Origin of the sequence: Sphingomonas sp. 35-24ZXX (genome assembly GCF_000786215.1) — a bacterium.
Classification (GTDB): domain Bacteria; phylum Pseudomonadota; class Alphaproteobacteria; order Sphingomonadales; family Sphingomonadaceae; genus Blastomonas.
Genome location: NZ_JROG01000001.1, coordinates 115,556 through 133,937 on the forward strand (window position 1 = coordinate 115,556; position 18,382 = coordinate 133,937).

At 61.3% G+C, this 18,382-nt stretch carries 14 protein-coding genes and 1 pseudogene; 8 read left to right on the top strand and 7 right to left on the bottom strand.

Translation table 11 applies throughout. The annotated features are described in order from the left end of the window. Nucleotides 1–250 precede the first annotated feature (250 nt). The 6 genes from LI72_RS00555 to LI72_RS00580 all read right to left on the bottom strand — a co-directional run bounded on the left by LI72_RS00555 (nt 251) and on the right by LI72_RS00580 (nt 7,698). Nucleotides 251–1,510, bottom strand: coding sequence for an alginate export family protein (locus LI72_RS00555; RefSeq protein WP_033923952.1), 1,260 nt, complete (start codon nt 1,508–1,510; stop codon nt 251–253). Between the two features lie 61 nt (nt 1,511–1,571). Then, nucleotides 1,572–3,251: an ABC transporter ATP-binding protein gene (locus tag LI72_RS00560; RefSeq protein WP_033923953.1), complete on the bottom strand. Its 1,680-nt coding sequence runs from the start codon at nt 3,249–3,251 to the stop codon at nt 1,572–1,574. A 12-nt stretch (nt 3,252–3,263) separates the two neighbouring features. Beyond that, nucleotides 3,264–4,286: an ABC transporter permease gene (locus LI72_RS00565; RefSeq protein ID WP_081984492.1), complete on the bottom strand. Its 1,023-nt coding sequence runs from the start codon at nt 4,284–4,286 to the stop codon at nt 3,264–3,266. Between the two features lie 16 nt (nt 4,287–4,302). Then, nucleotides 4,303–5,772: a CmpA/NrtA family ABC transporter substrate-binding protein gene (locus LI72_RS00570; protein WP_231562315.1), complete on the bottom strand. Its 1,470-nt coding sequence runs from the start codon at nt 5,770–5,772 to the stop codon at nt 4,303–4,305. A 127-nt stretch (nt 5,773–5,899) separates the two neighbouring features. Continuing rightward, complete coding sequence (locus tag LI72_RS00575) at nt 5,900–7,120, bottom strand: ABC transporter substrate-binding protein (protein WP_033924278.1); 1,221 nt, start codon at nt 7,118–7,120, stop codon at nt 5,900–5,902. Beyond that, entirely contained in the window at nt 7,120–7,698 is a 579-nt protein-coding gene (locus LI72_RS00580; protein WP_033923955.1) for an ANTAR domain-containing response regulator, read from the bottom strand. Before LI72_RS00580 ends, LI72_RS00575 begins: the two co-directional genes overlap by 1 nt. Before the next feature lie 289 nt (nt 7,699–7,987). On the opposite strand from LI72_RS00580, the gene tnpA reads away from it, so the two are divergent. Genes tnpA through LI72_RS00600 form a run of 4 tightly spaced genes read left to right on the top strand, consistent with a single transcriptional unit; the run spans nt 7,988 to nt 10,603 of the window. After that, a complete protein-coding gene (tnpA, locus tag LI72_RS00585) occupies nt 7,988–8,344 on the top strand; it encodes an IS66-like element accessory protein TnpA (RefSeq protein ID WP_033923956.1) in 357 nt (118 codons plus the stop codon). Continuing rightward, nucleotides 8,341–8,682, top strand: coding sequence for an IS66 family insertion sequence element accessory protein TnpB (gene tnpB / locus LI72_RS00590; RefSeq protein WP_033923957.1), 342 nt, complete (start codon nt 8,341–8,343; stop codon nt 8,680–8,682). The genes tnpA and tnpB overlap by 4 nt, the downstream gene beginning before the upstream one ends. 59 nt (nt 8,683–8,741) lie before the next feature. Next, on the top strand, nt 8,742–10,376 hold the full coding sequence (tnpC, locus tag LI72_RS00595; protein ID WP_033923958.1) for an IS66 family transposase: 1,635 nt from the start codon (nt 8,742–8,744) through the stop codon (nt 10,374–10,376). Beyond that, nucleotides 10,376–10,603 carry a hypothetical protein gene (locus LI72_RS00600; protein WP_033923959.1) on the top strand — a complete coding sequence of 76 codons (228 nt, stop codon included), beginning with the start codon at nt 10,376–10,378 and terminating at the stop codon, nt 10,601–10,603. Before tnpC ends, LI72_RS00600 begins: the two co-directional genes overlap by 1 nt. A gap of 1,190 nt (nt 10,604–11,793) precedes the next feature. On the opposite strand, the gene LI72_RS00605 is transcribed toward LI72_RS00600, so the two are convergent. Continuing rightward, nucleotides 11,794–12,222, bottom strand: a complete 429-nt coding sequence (locus tag LI72_RS00605; RefSeq protein ID WP_033924279.1) for a hypothetical protein — start codon at nt 12,220–12,222, stop codon at nt 11,794–11,796. Nucleotides 12,223–12,576: 354 nt separating this feature from the next. Between LI72_RS00605 and LI72_RS20695 the strand changes: the two are divergent. The 4 genes and pseudogenes from LI72_RS20695 to LI72_RS18805 form a co-directional block, all read left to right on the top strand. Continuing rightward, a pseudogene (locus LI72_RS20695) lies at nt 12,577–13,014 on the top strand (IS110 family transposase); the annotation flags it as partial. Between the two features lie 262 nt (nt 13,015–13,276). Then, nucleotides 13,277–13,564 (top strand): transposase, encoded by a 288-nt coding sequence (locus tag LI72_RS20700; protein WP_081984495.1) that lies wholly within the window; start codon nt 13,277–13,279, stop codon nt 13,562–13,564. Between the two features lie 599 nt (nt 13,565–14,163). After that, complete coding sequence (locus tag LI72_RS00615; protein WP_156139421.1) at nt 14,164–14,583, top strand: hypothetical protein; 420 nt, start codon at nt 14,164–14,166, stop codon at nt 14,581–14,583. Between the two features lies 1 nt (nt 14,584). Next, a complete protein-coding gene (locus LI72_RS18805) occupies nt 14,585–18,115 on the top strand; it encodes a DUF4132 domain-containing protein (RefSeq protein ID WP_052129360.1) in 3,531 nt (1,176 codons plus the stop codon). Nucleotides 18,116–18,382 lie beyond the last annotated feature (267 nt).

The following is an 18,382-nucleotide window of genomic DNA, read 5'->3' on the forward strand; positions in this document are numbered from 1 at the left end:
TCCTGCGCGGATCCGCCCGGCATTGGGCGGCGCTGTAACCACGTGTGATAAGGCTAACCGATTCTGGCGCTGCACTGCAAGTGTTTATTTTGCAGTGCAGCACAGTGGCGACGGTCTTTGCAGAAGCACCTTCCGGCAGATCCGGCCTCGCTCATCGCATCATCCTTCAACACCGGGAAGACGCTGTCCTGCTGCAAGGACCGGGATGATCAATCAACCCCATGATAAGCCGGTATGCCGGGACAGACGATCAAAACACGATCTCTGCCTGCAACCACAAGATCTGGCGGTCAACGCCAAATCTATTGGCATCGTAATTGGCATATTTCACCAACCAGCCAATTTTTTTCGTTTTGAAACCGATGCTTGCATCCCATTCAGTGCCGAACCGCACATTGCCGACATCGCTGCGGAAATCATGATAGGTGACCATAGCATTGAGCCCTTGCACCATGGTGACCTTGGGAAACTGCTTGGCAAGCGTAACATATCGGTCCTCAAGGCCATTGCCTGGTGTTGTCAGGAACAGGTCGGCCCAACCGTTGAACTTGTGCAAGGTTGCCAGCGGCGTCTGAAAGGCCTTGTTTGCCCCTTTGTCCGCGCCCAGCTTTTCATAGCCGCCAGTCAGGGTGAAGCCCTGGTAGCTCACCCCAATCTCTCCCAGCACGAAATCCGCCTCATAGGCGACCGGATTGCGGCCGAGGTCCTTCTGCCGGGCATAGCTCGCCAGCAGGTTGAGCTTGACCGCCTCGGAAAGCGGCACGCTACCCGAAAGGCGTCCGCCATAGGTCTGCGAGGAATTGGCGAAGGCCAGGGCCTCATCATAGTCGATGATGTACGAAAAGCCCTTTACGGTCAGCGGCCCCAGTTTCGTACTGGCCTGCAGGAACGCGAAATCGCCGTCCAACGCCCGGCGCGGGCCGGCTTCGGACCCGAAAATCGTATCCTGCTGGATCGCGTAGGTCGCATCCAGGCTGACCGGCCCGATGGTCGCTTCGGCCCGGACGGCATCGAAGGTCTGTTCGTTCTGCCGCCAGGCAACCGAACCGACAAAACGCTGGTCATCAAGATTGATCCGCTGCCGCCCCAGCGTCAGCGCAAAATTCTTCACCTTGTACATGATCTGCGCACGGTTGAGATCGATGCTCTCGCTATCGGCGACCACGGCAAATTGCGGCCTGCGCTGCGAACTCAAGGGCAGAGGAAAGGGAAAGGCGTTGTAATCGTTGACCAATCCCAGCGTGCCTTCCGCTTCGATCAAGAAGGAAAGGTGCGAAGGTGCATGGTGAAGCTCCAGCCCCGTGCGCATTCGCAAGGTCAGCGCATCGGCATCCACCGTCGGCTGGTCAACGCCTTCATAGCGGAGCCGTGCATCGATAATGGGATCGAGCGTCAGCCCTTCCCCTACCGGCACCGGGTCGCCAAAAGCAGGTGTTCCAGCCGCAAACGCAGGGTGCGCGAAGCCGATCGACGACGCGAGCAGCGCCGCCGTTATGACAGTCCTTTTCATATTTCCCTCCTGATCCCCCTCATAAGGGCCGATCAGGCATCCTCTCTATCGGCTCGCCTGCTCAGGCGGCATGGGCCTTAGGCCCGTGATCATATTCGGCCAGAAAGCGCAGCACTTCCTGCCGGTAAGCATAGAAATCCGGGTGCTTGAGCAATTCCTTGCGGTCGCGCGGGCGCGGCAGATCAACCTTCAGCACTTTGCCGATGGTCGCATTTGGGCCGTTGGTCATCATCACTACCCGATCGGCCAGCAGGATCGCCTCGTCCACGTCATGCGTCACCATGATGGCTGTCACCTTGGTGCGGTTCCAAACCTCGACCAGCACGTCTTGCAGATCCCAGCGCGTCAGGCTGTCCAGCATGCCGAACGGCTCGTCGAGCAGCAGCAGCCGCGGGGAAAGGGCAAAGGCGCGGGCAATGCCGACACGTTGACGCATTCCGTTTGACATTTCCGCTGCCGTCTTGTCCCTGGCATCGGCAAGCCCCACGCGATCGAGATAATAGTCGATGATCTCGCGCCGTTCTGAGCGGGTTGCGTGCGGATAGACCCGCTCAACCCCCAAAGCGACATTCTGTCGCGCGGTCAGCCATGGCATCAGGCTGGGAGCCTGGAAGACCACCGCCTTGTCTGGTCCGGCAAAATCGATTTCACGATTATCAAGGATGATACCGCCCTTGCTGATCGCGTTCAGCCCCGCTGCCATGGTCAGCACGGTCGACTTGCCACAGCCTGAGTGACCGATGAGCGAGATGAACTCGCCCTTGTCCATCATCAGGTTGAAATCCTCGACCACGGTCAGTGGCCCCTTGGGCGTGGGGTACACCTTGTGGAGCTTCCAGAACTCCATATAGCGCCGGGTCGAACCCTTTTTTGCCGCGTCCTGATAAGCCTTGGGCGGCGGAGCCAGGTCCAGCGGCGTCACGCTGGGCAATTGGCCGAAATCGGTGCCCATTGCGGCTTTGACGCCTGCAAGATCGCCAAGATAACGCACGATCTCTGCGCGCATTCTCTGGTAATCGGCACTGTCGTTCATGGCTTCGCGATCGCGCGGGCGTGACAGGGTCACCGGGAATATCCGGCCGATCCTGGCCGCAGGGCCAGGCGTCAGCACGGCCACGCGGTCTGCAAGAAGCAGCGCCTCGTCGACATCATTGGTAACCAGGATGATGGTGCGCTTTTCTTCCTCGCGAATGCGGTCGATCTCATCCTGCAGCTTGGCCCGGGTGAGGGCGTCCAGCGCCGAAAGCGGCTCGTCCAGCAGCAGGATTTCCGGCTCCATGGCCAGGGCGCGGGCCACCGAAACGCGCTGCCGCATCCCGCCGGAAAGCTGGGCAGGCTTGCGCTCCATCGCATGGGACAGGCCGACCAGTTCGACCTTCTGCCGCACCAGCGCCGCGCGCTCATCCCGGCTGCGGTCCTTGTGGACGGCATCGACGGCCAGCGCCACATTCTGCTCGACCGTCAGCCAAGGGAATAGCGAATAGGACTGGAACACCAGGCCGCGATCCTTGTCGGGTCCGTCGATCGCCTTGCCATGCAGCAATATCTGGCCGGCATCTGGCTCCACCAGCCCTGCAATCGCGGAAATCAGCGTAGTCTTGCCCGCGCCGGAAAAGCCTAGGATCGCGATGAATTCACCTTCCTCCACGTCGAGGTCGATGCCGCCAAGCACTTCGCTGACTCCGCCATTCTTGCCGGTATAGCGCTTGCGAACATCCTTCAGTGACAGGATCGTAGCCATCTGCGTTCCTCCTCAGACGGCGCGGTTGCGGCTGACAATGGCCTGGAGCGCCATCATCACGCGGTCGAGCGCAAAACCGATCAGCCCGATCACCACCACGGCGACCATGATCCGCGCCAACGACTTTTCTGAGCCATTCTGGAACTCGTCCCAGACGAACTTGCCTAGGCCGGGATTCTGCGCGAGCATTTCGGCTGCGATGAGGACCATCCAGCCCGTACCCAGCGACAGGCGCATCCCCGTAAAGATAAAGGGCAAGGCAGAAGGCAGCACGAGGCGCCGCAGCTTGGCAAACCATCCCAGGCGCAGCACCCGGCCAACCGCGATCAAATCCTTGTCGATGCTGGCGGTGCCGATGGCCGTATTGATGAGTGTCGGCCAGAGCGAGCAGAGCATGACAACGACCGCAGAGATGATAAAGCTTTTGGCCAGGGTCGGATCATCGCTGGTCACCGATGCAGAGACTACCATCGTGACGATGGGCAGCCAGGCCAGCGGACTGACCGGCCGCATCACCTGTACCAATGGGTTGATGGCCGCGTTAACCCGCTTTGACATGCCCGCGACCAGGCCCAGAGGCACTGCAAACAGCGTGGCCAGCGTGAACCCTGCTGCTACGGTCTCAAGGCTGGTGAATATCTGGTCGATAAAGGTCGGGGGGCCGGTATAGGCATAGCCTGCGGCAACCGCCTCCTGTGCAGCCGTACGCGATGCAGCCGCCTCATCGAGCAGGCCCAGAAACGCGCCCCATACATCACCGGGTCCGGGCAGGGTGCCAAGCGATGTCTGGACCAACGGCGCCAGCAGCGCCCAGAGCATGAGGAAACCGCCAATCCCGGCCAGTGGCGGCCAGAGCGCATCAAACGCCTCTCGGCCCGAGGGCAGCTTGATCCCCAATGGCAACGTCCTTTCAGGCTTGGTGACAGGGTCCAAACCGGCCTCCGCTGTTGCTTCGGAGATAAGGGTGGCCTTGTCCTCCGTGTCTTCGGCCTGAGTGCCGACAAATACGTCCTTACGCAATGCGATCGCGGTCATCGTATCTGCTCCCGGCTCATTTGACGCCCGCAGGCGTGACCTTCTGTCCGGCCTTCAGACCGATGGTGAACTTGGCCAGATAGGCGTTCGGCTGCTTTCCGTTGAACGTCAGGCCATCGATAAAGCCTGACTGTTCCGGCTTATAGCCATCAGTCACCGGGATGGCCGCCTTGGGGATCACACCCTTTTCGGCCAGCTCGTTTGCTGCGGCCAGATACAGGTCGGGCCGATAGACGGCCTTGGCAGTGTCGAAATACCACTGATCCGGCTTGTCGGTGGGAATCTGACCCCAACGGCGCATCTGGGTCAGTGTCCAGACCGCATCGGAATAGAAGGGATAACCGGCAAACTGGTTGAAGAACACGTTGAAATCGGGGGCAGGGCGCGTATCGCCAGGCGCGAAAGTGAACTTGCCGGTCATGCTTGCGCCGATGACATCCACATCAGCGCCCACATATTGCGGCATCGCCAGAATCTTGACCGCCTCGGCACGGTTTTTGCCGTCCTCTGCATCCAGCCATTGCTGCGCCTTGATGATCGCGCGCAGCAAGGCCTTGACTGTCCTGGGGTTCTTGGCTGCAAACTTCTCGGTCAGACCAAAGACCTTTTCGGGATTGCCCTTGAAAATCTCGTCATCGGTAATGATCGGCACACCGATCTTCTTTTTAACCGCTGCCTGGTTCCATGGTTCGCCCACCGAATAGCCGTCGATCGTGCCAGCCTCGAGCGTGGAGGGCATCTGCGGCGGCGGTGTTACCGAAATCTGTATTTGCGCCGAGGTCGTGCCAGCCGTGTCGCCGGGCAGATAATAACCCGGCTCAATCCCGCCCGCTGCCAGCCAGTAGCGCAACTCGTAATTGTGCGGGCTGAAGGGAAAGACCATGCCGAATTTCAGGTTCTTGCCCTTGAGTGCCACCGCCGAAATCGGATGCTTGACCTTGCCATCAGCCCCCTTTGGCAAGCCAGGTGCAATCTGCCCCCAGATCTTGTTCGACACCGTGATGGCATTGCCGTTGAGATCGAGGCTGATCGGAGCAATCAGCTTCGCTTTGGCGCCAATGCCCGCCGCTGCGGCAATGGGCTGACCCGCCAGCATGTGCGCGCCATCAAGTTGGCCGCCAACGACGCCATCGAGCAGTACTTTCCAATTCGCCTGCGGTTCGAGTGTGACGCTGAGCCCTTCCTCGCGGAAGAAGCCCTTCTCCTGCGCAATGGCAAGCGGTGCCATGTCCGTCAGCTTGATGAATCCAAGCTTGAGAGCCGGCTTTTCCACAGCACCCGCGGAAACGGCGAGTTTCTCCGGCGCTTCACCACCCTTCCCGCAACCGGCGACAGCAATGCTGGCCATCACCGCCACGACAATTGCTCGCCGATTGAATGCTTTTCGTCCGCTCATGTAACCGACCCCTCGATTGCGGCGCGGCAAAAACGAAAAAGCCGCCCGAACGCATCCCGAGAGGGAAGGTCTGGGCGGCGACTTTGCCACGCGATGGAAATGATGTGCCGGGCGGTTGTCTGTCCCCCCATCCTTGGAAGGTACCGTCCTGCTGTGACTGCAAGGCTAAATGATTCGTACCGTGTTCGGCAAGCGATTTTTGCATCGCAGCAAAATATTATTGGTGCCGCTGCCCGGCGATATAGGTTTCCAGCAGTATCGGGTCAAACGCGATTCCATCAAAAAAACTGTTGTTTTCCAGAGTAATAACACCCTGTTGCATGCTCACCGAAGTGGGCTTCAACAGGCTGCCCTCGACCTTCGAACTGGCGCCGGGAAGTGGGTCGTTCGTGCCCAATAATGCGCTGCGGTAGACATCCGGGCGAAACACCCGCGCCGCCTTGCGGGCATCGCCAGCATCAAACTCCATGCCATCCCAGCGCACCATCTGGCTGTACAGCCACTCCGCCTGGCTAACCCAGGGGAAGTTTGCCGCCTCGCGATGCTGGAACATGAAATCGGGATAATGCAACACTTCGCCGCCCTGCGACAGCAGCAGCCGGTCAGATATGGCGCGGCGGATCAGCGCGGCATTGCCATCAAGATATTCGCTCTGCGCCAGAATTGCTGCATTGGCATCCAGATGCGCGGGATCGACGAAATGTTCACCCGCCTTGCGCAAGGCGCGGATCAGCGCTTCTGCGTCGCCGCGCCGTTCCTCCATCACGGGCTCGCGGAAGGCCAACACCTTTTCGACCCCGCGCCGCCATATTTGTGCGGTCGCCAAGACGATTTCGCCAGCGCCCCGTTCCACGGCCACGCTGTTCCATGGCTCACCGACACAGATTGCATCCACCTCGCCAAATTCCAGCGCATCCGCACAGAATGGCGGAGCGACCGTGGTGATCTCCACATCGCGATCGGGGCGTATGCCGCAGGCCGCCAGCCAATAGCGCACCATGTAATTGTGACTGGAATATCGGTGAACGACCCCGAGCCGGAGCGGTTCTCCGGTGGCCGCGATATGAGCCTTCAGCGCTGCGCCAACCGCGGTGGGGTCGCCAAGCCCGCCTGCCGGATTGACGGCCCGTGCAAGGTCCGGCCGCATCGTTACCGCATTGCCATTGAGCCCCAGCACAAATGGCACCGAAAGTGGCTGTGCCGGGCGGCCGCGGCCCAGCGCCGTGGCAATCGCCAGCGGGGCGACGAGATGCGCAGCATCGCTGTGGCCGTAAAGCAACCGATCAAGAACCGTTGCCCAACTCATGTCGCGCACCAGACGCAATGATAGGCCCTCGGCTTCGGCAAAGCCATGTTCCAGCGCGAGGATAGGCAGACAGGCATCGACCAACGGCAGAAAGCCGAGGGTGAATTCTCCAGGGGCCGTCGTTGCCGCCATCATTTCCCTCCCATCAACTGGTGCGCGGTGACAACCGCCTCGGCAATGTCCACGATGCGCTTGCCCTGGTTCATCGCGGCCTTGCGCAATTCCGTATAGGCCTGCGGCTCGGTGACGCCACGGCTATCCATCAGGATGCGTTTGGCCTTGTCCACCAGTTCGCGCTCCGCCAGCTTGCCTTTCGCCTCGGCCAGATCCGCCTGGAGCCGTGCGAAGGCGTTGAAACGTCTCACCGCAAGATCGAGTATCGGCCGGATGCGATGCGGGGCAAGACCATCGATGACATAGGAAGAGACCCCTGCATCGACCGAGGCCGCAATCGATTCGTCGTCGCTTTCATCGACGAACATCGCGATGGGGCGACCCAGCACCCGGCTGACGGCAAAATATTCCTCAAGCACGTCGCGCGAGGGGTTTCCCAGATCCATGAGGACAATGTCGGGGGCTATTTCACCGATCCGGGCCACCAATCCGCGCCGCTCGGTCACCACGAAGATTTCACTATCGTCCAAGGCTGCAAGCCCTTCACGGATCACCGCCGCACGACTGGCACTTTCATCGACAATGGCGATCCGCATGGCATTAGCAGTGCACGGAGCAAATGTGGATTTCAAGGCAATTGTGCAGTGCAGCATTGGCAATTTGTGCAAGCTCGCATGAAGACGGTCTGGATGGCAGCTTTTGGAATAAGAAGACAATGATGCCAGATCGTGGCAACGACCGATTCTGGGTCGTCTTCTGCCGGTAGCGGAACGCCGCATCGGGGGACGTTTCTGCCGTATCTGTCCGGTGAGAGCCGCTTGCTGATTTGAGCCTGTGTGCTCAGGACGTCTTTATGGACGTACATATGGACGCACGTAGGGCAGCATGGCGCGGGTAGCGGTGGTCTCGGACGTCCGCCGGCGCCGTGACTGGTCGGATGAAGAACGCTTGGAGATCCTTCGGGAGGCCTTTGCGCCGGGCGCTATCGTTGCCCGGGTCGCTCGGCGGTATGACATATCGCGGGGGCTGATCTACATTTGGCGCCGTGAGGCGATGAGGCGAGCACAGTCTGCTTTTGCACCGGCAGTGATCGAGGATGCGGCGTCATTGGAGCTACCGTGCGGGCCGGCTGCGGAGCCAGAAGCGGCGATCGTGCTGGAACTGGCGGACGGAGGACGGCTTCGGATTTCGGCGTCGGCACCGCCAGCGCTCGCGGCCGCGGCGCTGAGGGCGGTGCGATGATCCCATCGGGCGCGCGGGTTTGGATCGCAATGGGGCACACCGATATGCGGCGCGGGATGCAAAGTCTGGCCGCCCAGGTGCAACAGCACTTCTTCAAGGATCCGTTCGCCGGTGATCTTTGGGTCTTCCGCGGCCGCTCCGGATCATTGGTGAAGATTATCTGGCACGATGGCATCGGCATGTCACTTTACGCCAAGCGACTCGAGAAGGGGCGTTTCGTCTGGCCTTCCGCGAAGGACGGTGTGGTAAGCTTGACCACCGCGCAGTTGGCCTGCCTGCTTGAGGGGATCGACTGGCGTAACCCGCAATATACCTGGCGGCCGCAGAGCGCCGGATAGGGTGCAAAGTCCCGCATTTTCGGCTTGATCTGCTGGGCCGGCAGTGATTCACTCACTCCATGGAAGCCGCCGTTCCACCCTTTCCGGACGATGTTGAAGCGCTCAAGGTGATGCTGGCTTCAGCATTGCAGAAGATTGATCAGATTGAGGCCAATGCCCGGGCCAGAGAGAACGCCACGGCGGCGATGATTGCCCATCTCAAGCTGCAAAACGCCAAGCTGCGACGCGAGCAGTATGGCCCCAGCGCCGAACGGACCGAGCGGCTGCTCGCCCAAGGTGAACTGGAACTCGAAGACCTCGAAGCCGATGCCGCCGAGGACGAGCCTGCAGCCGAAGCGGCGGCGGCGAAGACTGCAACCATTGCAGCCTTCGAGCGGCGTAAGCCGACGAAGAAGTCGCTGCCCGATTATCTGCCGCGTGAGCGTGTCGTCATTCCCGTGCCGTGTGCCTGCCCAGCCTGCGGTGGCAGCCGCCTGTCGAAGCTCGGCGAGGATGTGACTGAGACGCTCGAGGTGATCCCGCGCCAGTGGAAAGTCATTCAAACGGTGCGCGAGAAGTTCGCCTGCCGAGACTGCGAGAAGATCACGCAGCCACCGGCACCGTTCCACGTTACGCCACGCGGGATGTTCGGCCCCGGATTCCTCGGCATGCTGCTGTTCGACAAATATGGTCAGCATCAGCCATTGCATCGTCAGGCCGAGCGCTTCGCCAACGAAGGTGTGCCACTCAGCGTTTCGACCCTGGCCGACCAGATTGGTGCGATCTGCGCGGTGCTGATGCCGATCTTTCGCCTGATCGAGGGGCACACCTTTGCTGCTGAGCGGCTCCACGGCGATGATACGACCGTGCCGGTCAGGGCCAAAGGCAAGACCATCACCGGCCGATTATGGAACTATGTCCGCGATGATCGCCCCTTCGGGGGGAACGATCCACCATCTGTGATCTTCCATTATTCGCGCGACCGGCGCGGCGATCATCCCAAGCGTCACCTTGCGCAATGGTCCGGCATTCTGCAGGCCGACGCCTATGCTGGCTACAACGAGCTCTATGCTCCGAACCGCGATTCCGGTCCGATCCTCGAGGCGGGCTGCTTTGCCCATGCGAGGAGAAAGTTCTTCGAGCTTGCCGACGTTGAAGGTGCAGCGCGCAAGAAGAGCCGCGGCGAGAAGGTCGGCGTGGTCTATCCGATCGCACTCGAGGCCGTGCAAAAACTCGACGCGTTGTTCGCGATTGAGCGCGATATCAATGGCCGAAGCCCGACCGAGCGCCACGCTCTTCGCCAGGAACTCAGCGCCCCGCTGATGGCAGAGCTCCATGACTGGCTGAACCTCCAGCTTGGCCGGATTTCGCGCAACCATGATCTGGCCAAGGCCATCAACTACATGCTGCGGCGCTGGGCGGCATTTACCCGGTTCCTCGCCGACGGCAGGGTTTGTCTGTCGAACAACGCTGCTGAACGAGCCCTGCGCTGCGTGCCACTCGGACGCAAGTCGTGGCTGTTCTGTGGTTCAGATCGAGGCGGGCAACGCGCTGCGGTCGCCTACTCGCTGATCCAGACCTGTCGGCTCAACGACGTCGACCCCCAGGCCTGGCTCGCCGACATCCTGGCCCGTATCGCCGACCATCCAGTCAGCCGCCTCGACGAGCTCCTGCCATGGAACTGGCGGAGCACTCGGCTTGCTCTGGCAGCCTGATGGCCCACGTCAACAAGGTCCATTCTGTCCAAACCATCGGCCTCGTCGCTCGGGACCTCGACAAAACCGAAGACGAAATCGCGGACCTTGCGCTCGGCATGGATCCCGAAGACGGCCTAATCTGGGTGTACAGCCTGGAAAACGAAGACGGCATCATGGCCTTCACCACGCAAGGCATCGAGAACCTGGAAACGCTCATAGCCGATCAGGAAATCGCCAAACGCTAGCCTCCCTGCGGTCCTCGCCGTATGGCTACTTTCTGCCGTTCACTCGCGACTTGGCGACCGGCAGGTCCGGCCAACAGCGGTCACTCTGGATTTGCCAGACCATGACAGTCGGATGACAGAGATTTGGTCGTTTGCGGACTGGTAGCTTTCGGGCAACCGTCTCAACAGCAGACACGTCCCCCGCAACAATACTTGGAGGCTTGTCCGCGCGAAACCGCTTCAGCGCTCCTCACCCCGTGAATTTAGGGGGTTCAACGTGGAAATCGTGTTCGAGCGCTTTTCCGATGGCTTGTTCAGAACTTGCGGAGTTTAGCGATCCTCGAAAGATCGCCGACTTTCAACACGAGCGGATCGCGCTCTTCATATGCAACCGCGAGGTTGTGGCCGTCGGCTTCGAGGTGAGTGCCCCCGTCGAGAAAGCAAATGGAGGCGCTGTTCTCCGAACTCGGCCTCACTTACGTTCCCGACGAGGACGATGCCGGGGATTAGGATGGCGCCCCAGCTGCCTGATCCCCACCCTGGCGAGCATGGATGATCGGTTTTGGGGAACACAACGGTTGGCCGCGAACGACCGACCGTAGCCGCGTTGCTGATGGACCGCTTCGACCGGCGCGAACGGCAGCTTCAATCATTACCGGAGGTTCATCGGGAACGGAGTATCGTCCGACTTTGGGTCGGATGCCTCCGCAATCCTAGTGGCGGCTTCCCTAGTCGGTGGAGGTCCTTTAAGGCGTAGCGCATTCATGGTGGCATTCTCCGTAGGTTTGCCGCTGTGAAGGCCCCGCGTGTTTCTAGTCATCTCACGTGGGGCCACATTAGCCGCCTATGCGTTTATCAATTCCCGGCGTTGATCGGGCAAGATCCCGCGGCGATACGCTTTCTCGCCCTTGGACGCGACGGTTGTGCCAGCGCCATTTCAGCAAGCCCGCCACAACAATTGTGGTTTCCGCTACCCAATCCCGGAAGCATGATCGGGGCTCAATCCTGAAAGCCGCATGGTAGCTTCCGGCGGGACCAGACGTTCATTCCGCTTATCGTGATGACCGGCCTTGGGTCGCCTACCGCCTCTGCCCAACTCAGGGCGTGAATGGCGGCTATTGCGGGTTCATTTCTCAAAAGCCGAAATTCTGCAAGCGACGCCATTGCGGGCATTCATCCGTTCGTTGAGCAGGCTTGAAAGCGGTTGATATTCAACGCCTCTCGCGAACCAACCCCAATACGAATATCGACCACCCGATCGTCATCAAGACGCTGCCTCCGAGTACGGCAATCGAAACCACGTTCTCCGTTGGTTGAGCGGCGCTATGTCCAGCGCCAGCAATGGGCAGATTGTTGCTCGCGCCAGTCATTGCTGATGCGGTCAGACCTGCCCAAAGGCCAAACATGCCGATTACAATTGCCCACCGCGCGATGTTGGAAAAGGTCGGACGGAGATCGGCTGACGTCCATAAGGCCCCCGCAATCATCATTGCCATACCGCTTTGAACAGCCGTGAGGTGGGCCGAGAGCGCCATACGCGGATTCAGAAAGCTCTGCACGAAGGCTCCTTGTAGTAGGCCAAGCAAGAACAGCAGTGCGCCTGCGACGACCAATGTCCGCTGGTGTGGCGTCAGGTCCATTTGCGGCATCCTTCGCCGTCGAGACAGCCGCAAACGCGTGAACAGTCGTTCGCTTTTCGCTTCCTCAGGTGAAAAAGTGGCCCGTGATCTTGTGGAACATGCCGCTCCAGGTTGAAGCTGTAAAACAGCGCTTTCTGCGCCACCGTCCCTTCGCCCATCACCGGCCGTCTCCGCTTGCTCGCGAAGACATAGGATCAATACTCCAGCGCCATTGCAAGGACGAGTTTTTCAACAGAATCGGGTCGAGTGCTGCCGGAAGCCGAATGCCGTTTCGTGGGACACCGCGTAATTGATTTAGCCACCCTCGTGCATGGTACGAAGTCGCCTTGGCGCTTCAATGCAGGAGGGTGACCGATGACGATTTATGCAGGATTAGACGTGAGTGACAAGACGACGCATATCTGCGTGGTCGATGCCGACGGTAAGGTGTTGCGGCGAGATGTTGTCGCCAGTGATCCTGATGCGCTGGCCAAATGGCTCAACAAGCATTGCCCTGATCTCGTTCGCGTGGTCCTCGAGACGGGTACGCTATCGACGTTCCTATACCACGGATTGGTCGAACGCGGTGCCACGGTCGAGTGCATCTGTGCGCGGCATGCCAAGGGTGTCCTTTCCGCGCGGGTAAACAAGAGCGATGTCCACGATGCAGAAGGGCTCGCGCAACTGGCACGGACTGGCTGGTACAAACGCGTCCACATGAAGGCATCAGCCACGCACATCGATAGGGCAGCTCTGCGCATCCGGTCGCAGCTGATCACATCGCGGACAGCGCTGGCCAACCAGCTGCGTGGGCTGTTAAAACTGTTTGGTCTGCGTATGGGTACCGCCAGGACTTCGGGCCGGCGTGCCGAACGCCTGACTGCATTCTATGCACAATGCCCCGATTTGAAGCCTCTGTTTGCACCACTTATTGCGTCCATGGAGGCCATTGAGGAACAGCTGCGTGCATCCAATCGGCTACTCAATGACCGAGCAAAGGCAGATGAGGTTTGCAACCGGCTGATGAGCGCTCCCTGGCGTCGGACCGGTTACCGCGCTCACTTTTACCTCGACGATCGAAGATCCGCACCGTTTTGCCCGAAGCGACGATGTTGGCGCGTATGCAGGGCTCGTGCCCCGACGCAGTCAATCAGGAGAACGCGATACGAATGGCCACATCTCCAAGGCTGGCGACCCCATGTTGCGAAAAGCGCTTTATGAAGCCGCCAACTCCGCGTTGTGCCAAGTAAAACGGCCATTCGCGCTCCAGGCTTGGGGCCGGAGAATGGCCGAAGCTAAAGGCGCCAAGCGTGCCAGAACGGCCGTCGCACGAAAGCTCGCTGCATTACTCCATTCGCTTTGATTGAACGAGACCGAGTTCCGCTGGGCCTGAGCCCGGCGTTTCTCTTCCCGATCAGCCATGCCCAGGACGATCTCGTCAGAAAAGTAGAGGGTCAAACCTCGTTTGGGACACAGAGACGTCCACCTATTCCGCTCGACCGCGATCATGAAGGCTCGGACAAAGCGCTGCTTCAGCTGTCCGATGACCTCGAAGACAACCATTGGCGAACGGGAAAAAGGAAGAGCAATGCCAGAATCAATTAGACAACTTTTCTGCCGTTCATATGCGGCATGCTGACTGACCGGGTTCGCTAGGATCGGTCACTCAGCTTCGGCCGGGATCCTGCCAGTGGCCGCAATTCTGAAAGCGACGCCGTTGTGGTCATCGTTTAACGGGACTGAACTATCAAGCGAACGCCGAAGGAACAGCTGTAAGCCAACGCGGTTGCGCGTGCCTTCGCTACTATTTGAACGTGACCATGTCTCAACGACCGGATCGCTAAGGCTGCAAATAGGATGGGGCACAGGGCCTCCTGAATCGCGGGCGGCGCCCTTGCTTCATCTACGATTTTTCAAGGATTTCCAGCGAGACTGTGGTGCAAGCCAATGGGGTCGTTCTTTATGCTGTTAATCGACGAAATTGCAGGACAGGATGTGCGGCAGGTGGGTCACGCGCCAGCAGGCAAGCTGACCATGACGGTGCGCGAGTTGCTGCATGCGCGCGTCGAGCTTGAATGGCATGACCGGATCAAGCCGGCCGAGGATTTGCATGCCGGGGGCCGCGCGGCACCGGAATCGCACGAGGCGCGGCTTAATCGCGGGACCGAGGGAGGGGTGCGCGGCTTCTTCGTCGGCGGGGACTGCGCGGTTCCCGAACGCCGCCGCGAACGCATGTGCGCTGCGGCCGAACAGGCCTTCCTCGATCAACGCATCTTCGTCCTGCTCGACGATCGGCAGGCCGAAAGCCTTGATCAAGTGATCGAGGTCGACCGCACCGGCGCGGCGACCTTCCTGCTCCTTACCCCGCTTCAGGGAGGCTGATGTGAACTTCTTCGGCAAGATCTTCGGGAAGGCCCAGCCGGACGCCGCCGCAGCCGCCCCCCGCGAATTCGTCGACATGCTGGGCCGCTTCGCCCGCAGCGTGGAGGAGTCCGTGCACACCGCAACGGCGCGAGCCCCGGCGATCCCGCTCGCACCGGCCGCGCGGCAATTGCTCGATTATCTGCGCACGCGCCGGGAACCGGGCCTGTTCCGGTATGACGAATATCCCACTGTGCTCGATATGCTCATCGGCACCCGCCACCCGGCCGAGGTGCTGGCCGAACTGCACACCGGCCTCGTCACCTTCCGCCTGAACGAATTCGACCAACGCGCCAGTCATGCCTACCTGTTCGGGCCGGTCATGTCTCACATGGTTTCCAGGCTGGCTGGTGCCGATCGCCAATGGGCGCTGAGCAAGGATGCCTACAGCCACGTCATGGCGGTCCATCGCTGGTTTGCGCGCAGCAAGTCAATCGACAGCTTTGGCTGCCTCGATTTCCTCACCGCCATCGTCGAGCGTGCCTTGGCGACCGGCGATGCGGCCTTGCGCGAAAACGTGCGCGAATTGATCCAGGACGTGGTTTCGGCCGAACCCTGCCAGACCCTGCGGATCGTGGCCGCCGCAAAAGGCTGGCGCGAGGCGGCGGGCTTTGCGCGTGCCGATATCCCGTTCCTGCGCCAGGCCGACGCGGACGGTGAGGTGATCAAGGTGCAGCGCCTGCAATTCTGCGCGGCAGCCGGCGCGCCGCTGGGGGATGTGCTGCGCCAGATCTTCGACGGCCAGGTCAAGATCGGTGACAAGCTAAAGGGCCAGACCGCTGAATTCGACGCCCTGCTCGGCGGGAGCAAGGAATTGCGCGGTGCTGCGCTGACTTTCCTGCTCGATCGCATCCTCAACGGCAAAACCTATGACGATCACGCCCGCTTCGTGCAGCGGGGCGAGCACTGGGCGCAGGAGTTCAACCCCCACGGCCGGGTCCGGCCGCCGCTTGACTACCTCGCCTTCGAACTGGCCAAGCGCGGGCATGTGCTTGCCGATCCGGACCGGACCCATGCCCGGTTGGTCACGCTGCTGCAGGTCGAGAAGCCCGGATACCGGCGCGAGACTAGCCGACTAATCCTCAAGGAAATGCTCTCTACGGTTCGCGCACACCCCCGAGGCGCAACTGCGACGGCGCTGGCCGAGCTCAGCAAGGTATACTACTACAGCGAATGGCGCGGCGAAATCGAGAAGGCCGTGCGCGAGGGGCTGGAGGCTCGGGCAGATGGCGCCGGCACCGGCACTGGAACTGGCACGCCCCCGCGCGAACTGCCGGTCTTCCTGATCGGATCGCACCGCGATGAAGAGGCCTTCGCGCGCTATTGCGCTGACCTGTTCGACCCGCGGCTCTATGCCGAACCGCATGACAGCTACATTCGCCAGGTCGCCGAGTTTGGCCAGATGGTCGCCGAGGCGCAGGCCGCGGGCGAGGCCAATGCCGCGATCGGCCCGCGAATCTTCGCCGCGATGCAGGAGGCGGGCGTGCCGGTGCGCATCGCCTATGGCAATCCGCCAACCGATTTCGTCATGTGGGCACATTGCTATTTCGATGCCGCGATGCGCGCCCACGAGCAGCGCGAGACTCTTCGCCCGATGATCGCTGCCTATCCCGACCTCGGCAAGGAGCTTGCCGCGCTCGCCGACGAGATCATGCGCAAGACCGTGCCCACCGCCAAGTGGCTGACGGCGGCGCGGGCCTTCGTCGCCAAGGTTCCCCAGTCGGTGTGGGTCCGGCAACTGCACGGCCTCAGCGCGACGAACGCGCCGGGATCGAACCGCAACAACGGGATCGGCCCCGAGCATTACCTGCGCACGCTGATCTATTTCGCGGCCTTCCTGCCCGCCGATGAGGTTGGCCCTCTGCTTGTGCAGTACGCGCTCAAGAAGTGCTACGTGACCGAGCCGGGCATCGGCATCCGCAACGAGAAGCTCGGCAATGCCTGCGTCTGGGCGCTCGCCGCGCTGCCCGATGGGGCGGGTGTGCCCTATCTGGCGCGGATCTTGGCGCGGACCAAGTATCCCAAGATCCGCAAGAAGGTCGACGAACAGCTCAACGCCGCCGCGACGGCTGCGGGCGTCTCGCGCGCGGATCTCGACGAAGTGACCGTGCCGACCCATGACCTCGATACAGAAAGTCGCCGCGTGGTCGCCTTTGAAAACGGCAGCGCGACGCTGATCGCCGAGGGCAGCACCGCACGGATCGAATGGGCCAATTCGCAGGGAAAGCCGGTCAAGTCCGCGACCACAGCGATGAAGGCCGAAAAGGCGCTGATGAAAGAGCTTCAGGCTGATCTGAAGGAACTCCAGGCCGACCTGTCGATCCAGCCCCAGCGGTTGCAGCGGCTTTACGTTCAGGATCGCTGCTGGCCCGCCGCTGTGTGGCGCGAACGCTATCTGGAACAACCCCTGATGCGCGGCTTTGCGCGGCGGCTGTTATGGCAGATCGCGCACGAGGGCCATGCCCCGGTGACGGGTCTGCCCGATGCCGCAGGCGAGGGCCTGCTCGACTGCAGCGGCAAGGCCGTCGCGCTTGATGGCGCGACGATCCGCCTGTGGCACCCGATGATGAGCCCGGTCGAAGAGGTCGAGGCGTGGCGCCTGCGGCTGGAAGAACTGCGCGTCACCCAGCCTTTCGTGCAGGCCTGGCGCGAGGTCTATGCCCTCACCGATGCCGAGCGTGCGACTGCGACCTATTCCAATCGCTGGGCGGCGCACATCCTCAAGCAGCAGCAGGCGATGAACCTTGCTCGCCTCAACGGGTGGACTGTGACCGGGCGGGTGTGGTTCGACACCGCCAACGACCAGCCTTGGCACCTCCACCTTCCCGAACACGGTCTGGTTGCCAAATACTGGGTCGAAGGCGCAGGCGGGGACGATCCCGAAACCACCGACAGCGGCGCCTATGCCTATGTCAACACCGATCGCGTGACCTTCTTCCGCGCCGTCCCCGGCGCGGCCGACAGCGCTCGCGGGCCCAGCACCGGCGATCCGCTGCCGCTTGCGGGAATCCCTCCCGTGGTGTTTTCGGAAGTGATGCGCTCCTGCGACCTGTTCACGGCGGTCGCCTCGATCGCCGCTGATCCGACCTGGCTCGATCGCGGGCAGGAGGCGCAGCACCCGAGCCAGTGGGGCCAGGCGACCGACACCTATTGGCGCAACGTCAACACCGGCGATCTGGTCGAATCCGGCAAGCGTCGCCATGCGATGCTCGCGCGGATCGTTCCGCGACTGGCGATTGCCGACAAGCTGTCGTTCAACGACAAGGCGCTCGTCGTCAAGGGCACCCGGCACACCTACGAAATTCACCTCGGCTCCGGCGCAGCATCACGAAATGGACGGCACATCTGCATCGTTCCGAAGAACACCGCGACGGCCGACAGGGTGTGGCTGCCCTTCGAAGGTGATCGGACGCTGTCGATCATCATCTCCAAGGCGGTGCTGCTGGCGGCGGACGACAAGATCACCGACCCGGTCATCCTCGGCCAGATCTGAGAGCTGTCGCGCAGCCCCGGGGGCGTCAGGCTGCATGCTCGTTCACAAGGCAGGCGTCGCGGTCGGGTGATGAACCCAATCCGCGCTGCAATCGAAGAGCAGTGCTGCCCGCTACGCATCACGCATGGGAGAAATTCGGAATTCCATCCAGCTGCAGTCATCAGCGGGGAAGGGGCTCGACCCCGAAAGCCGCACGGCGGCTTTCGGTGGAAGCAGACGTTTTCGTAGATGATCGGGAATGACTGAGTCTGGGTCGTGTGCTGCCGG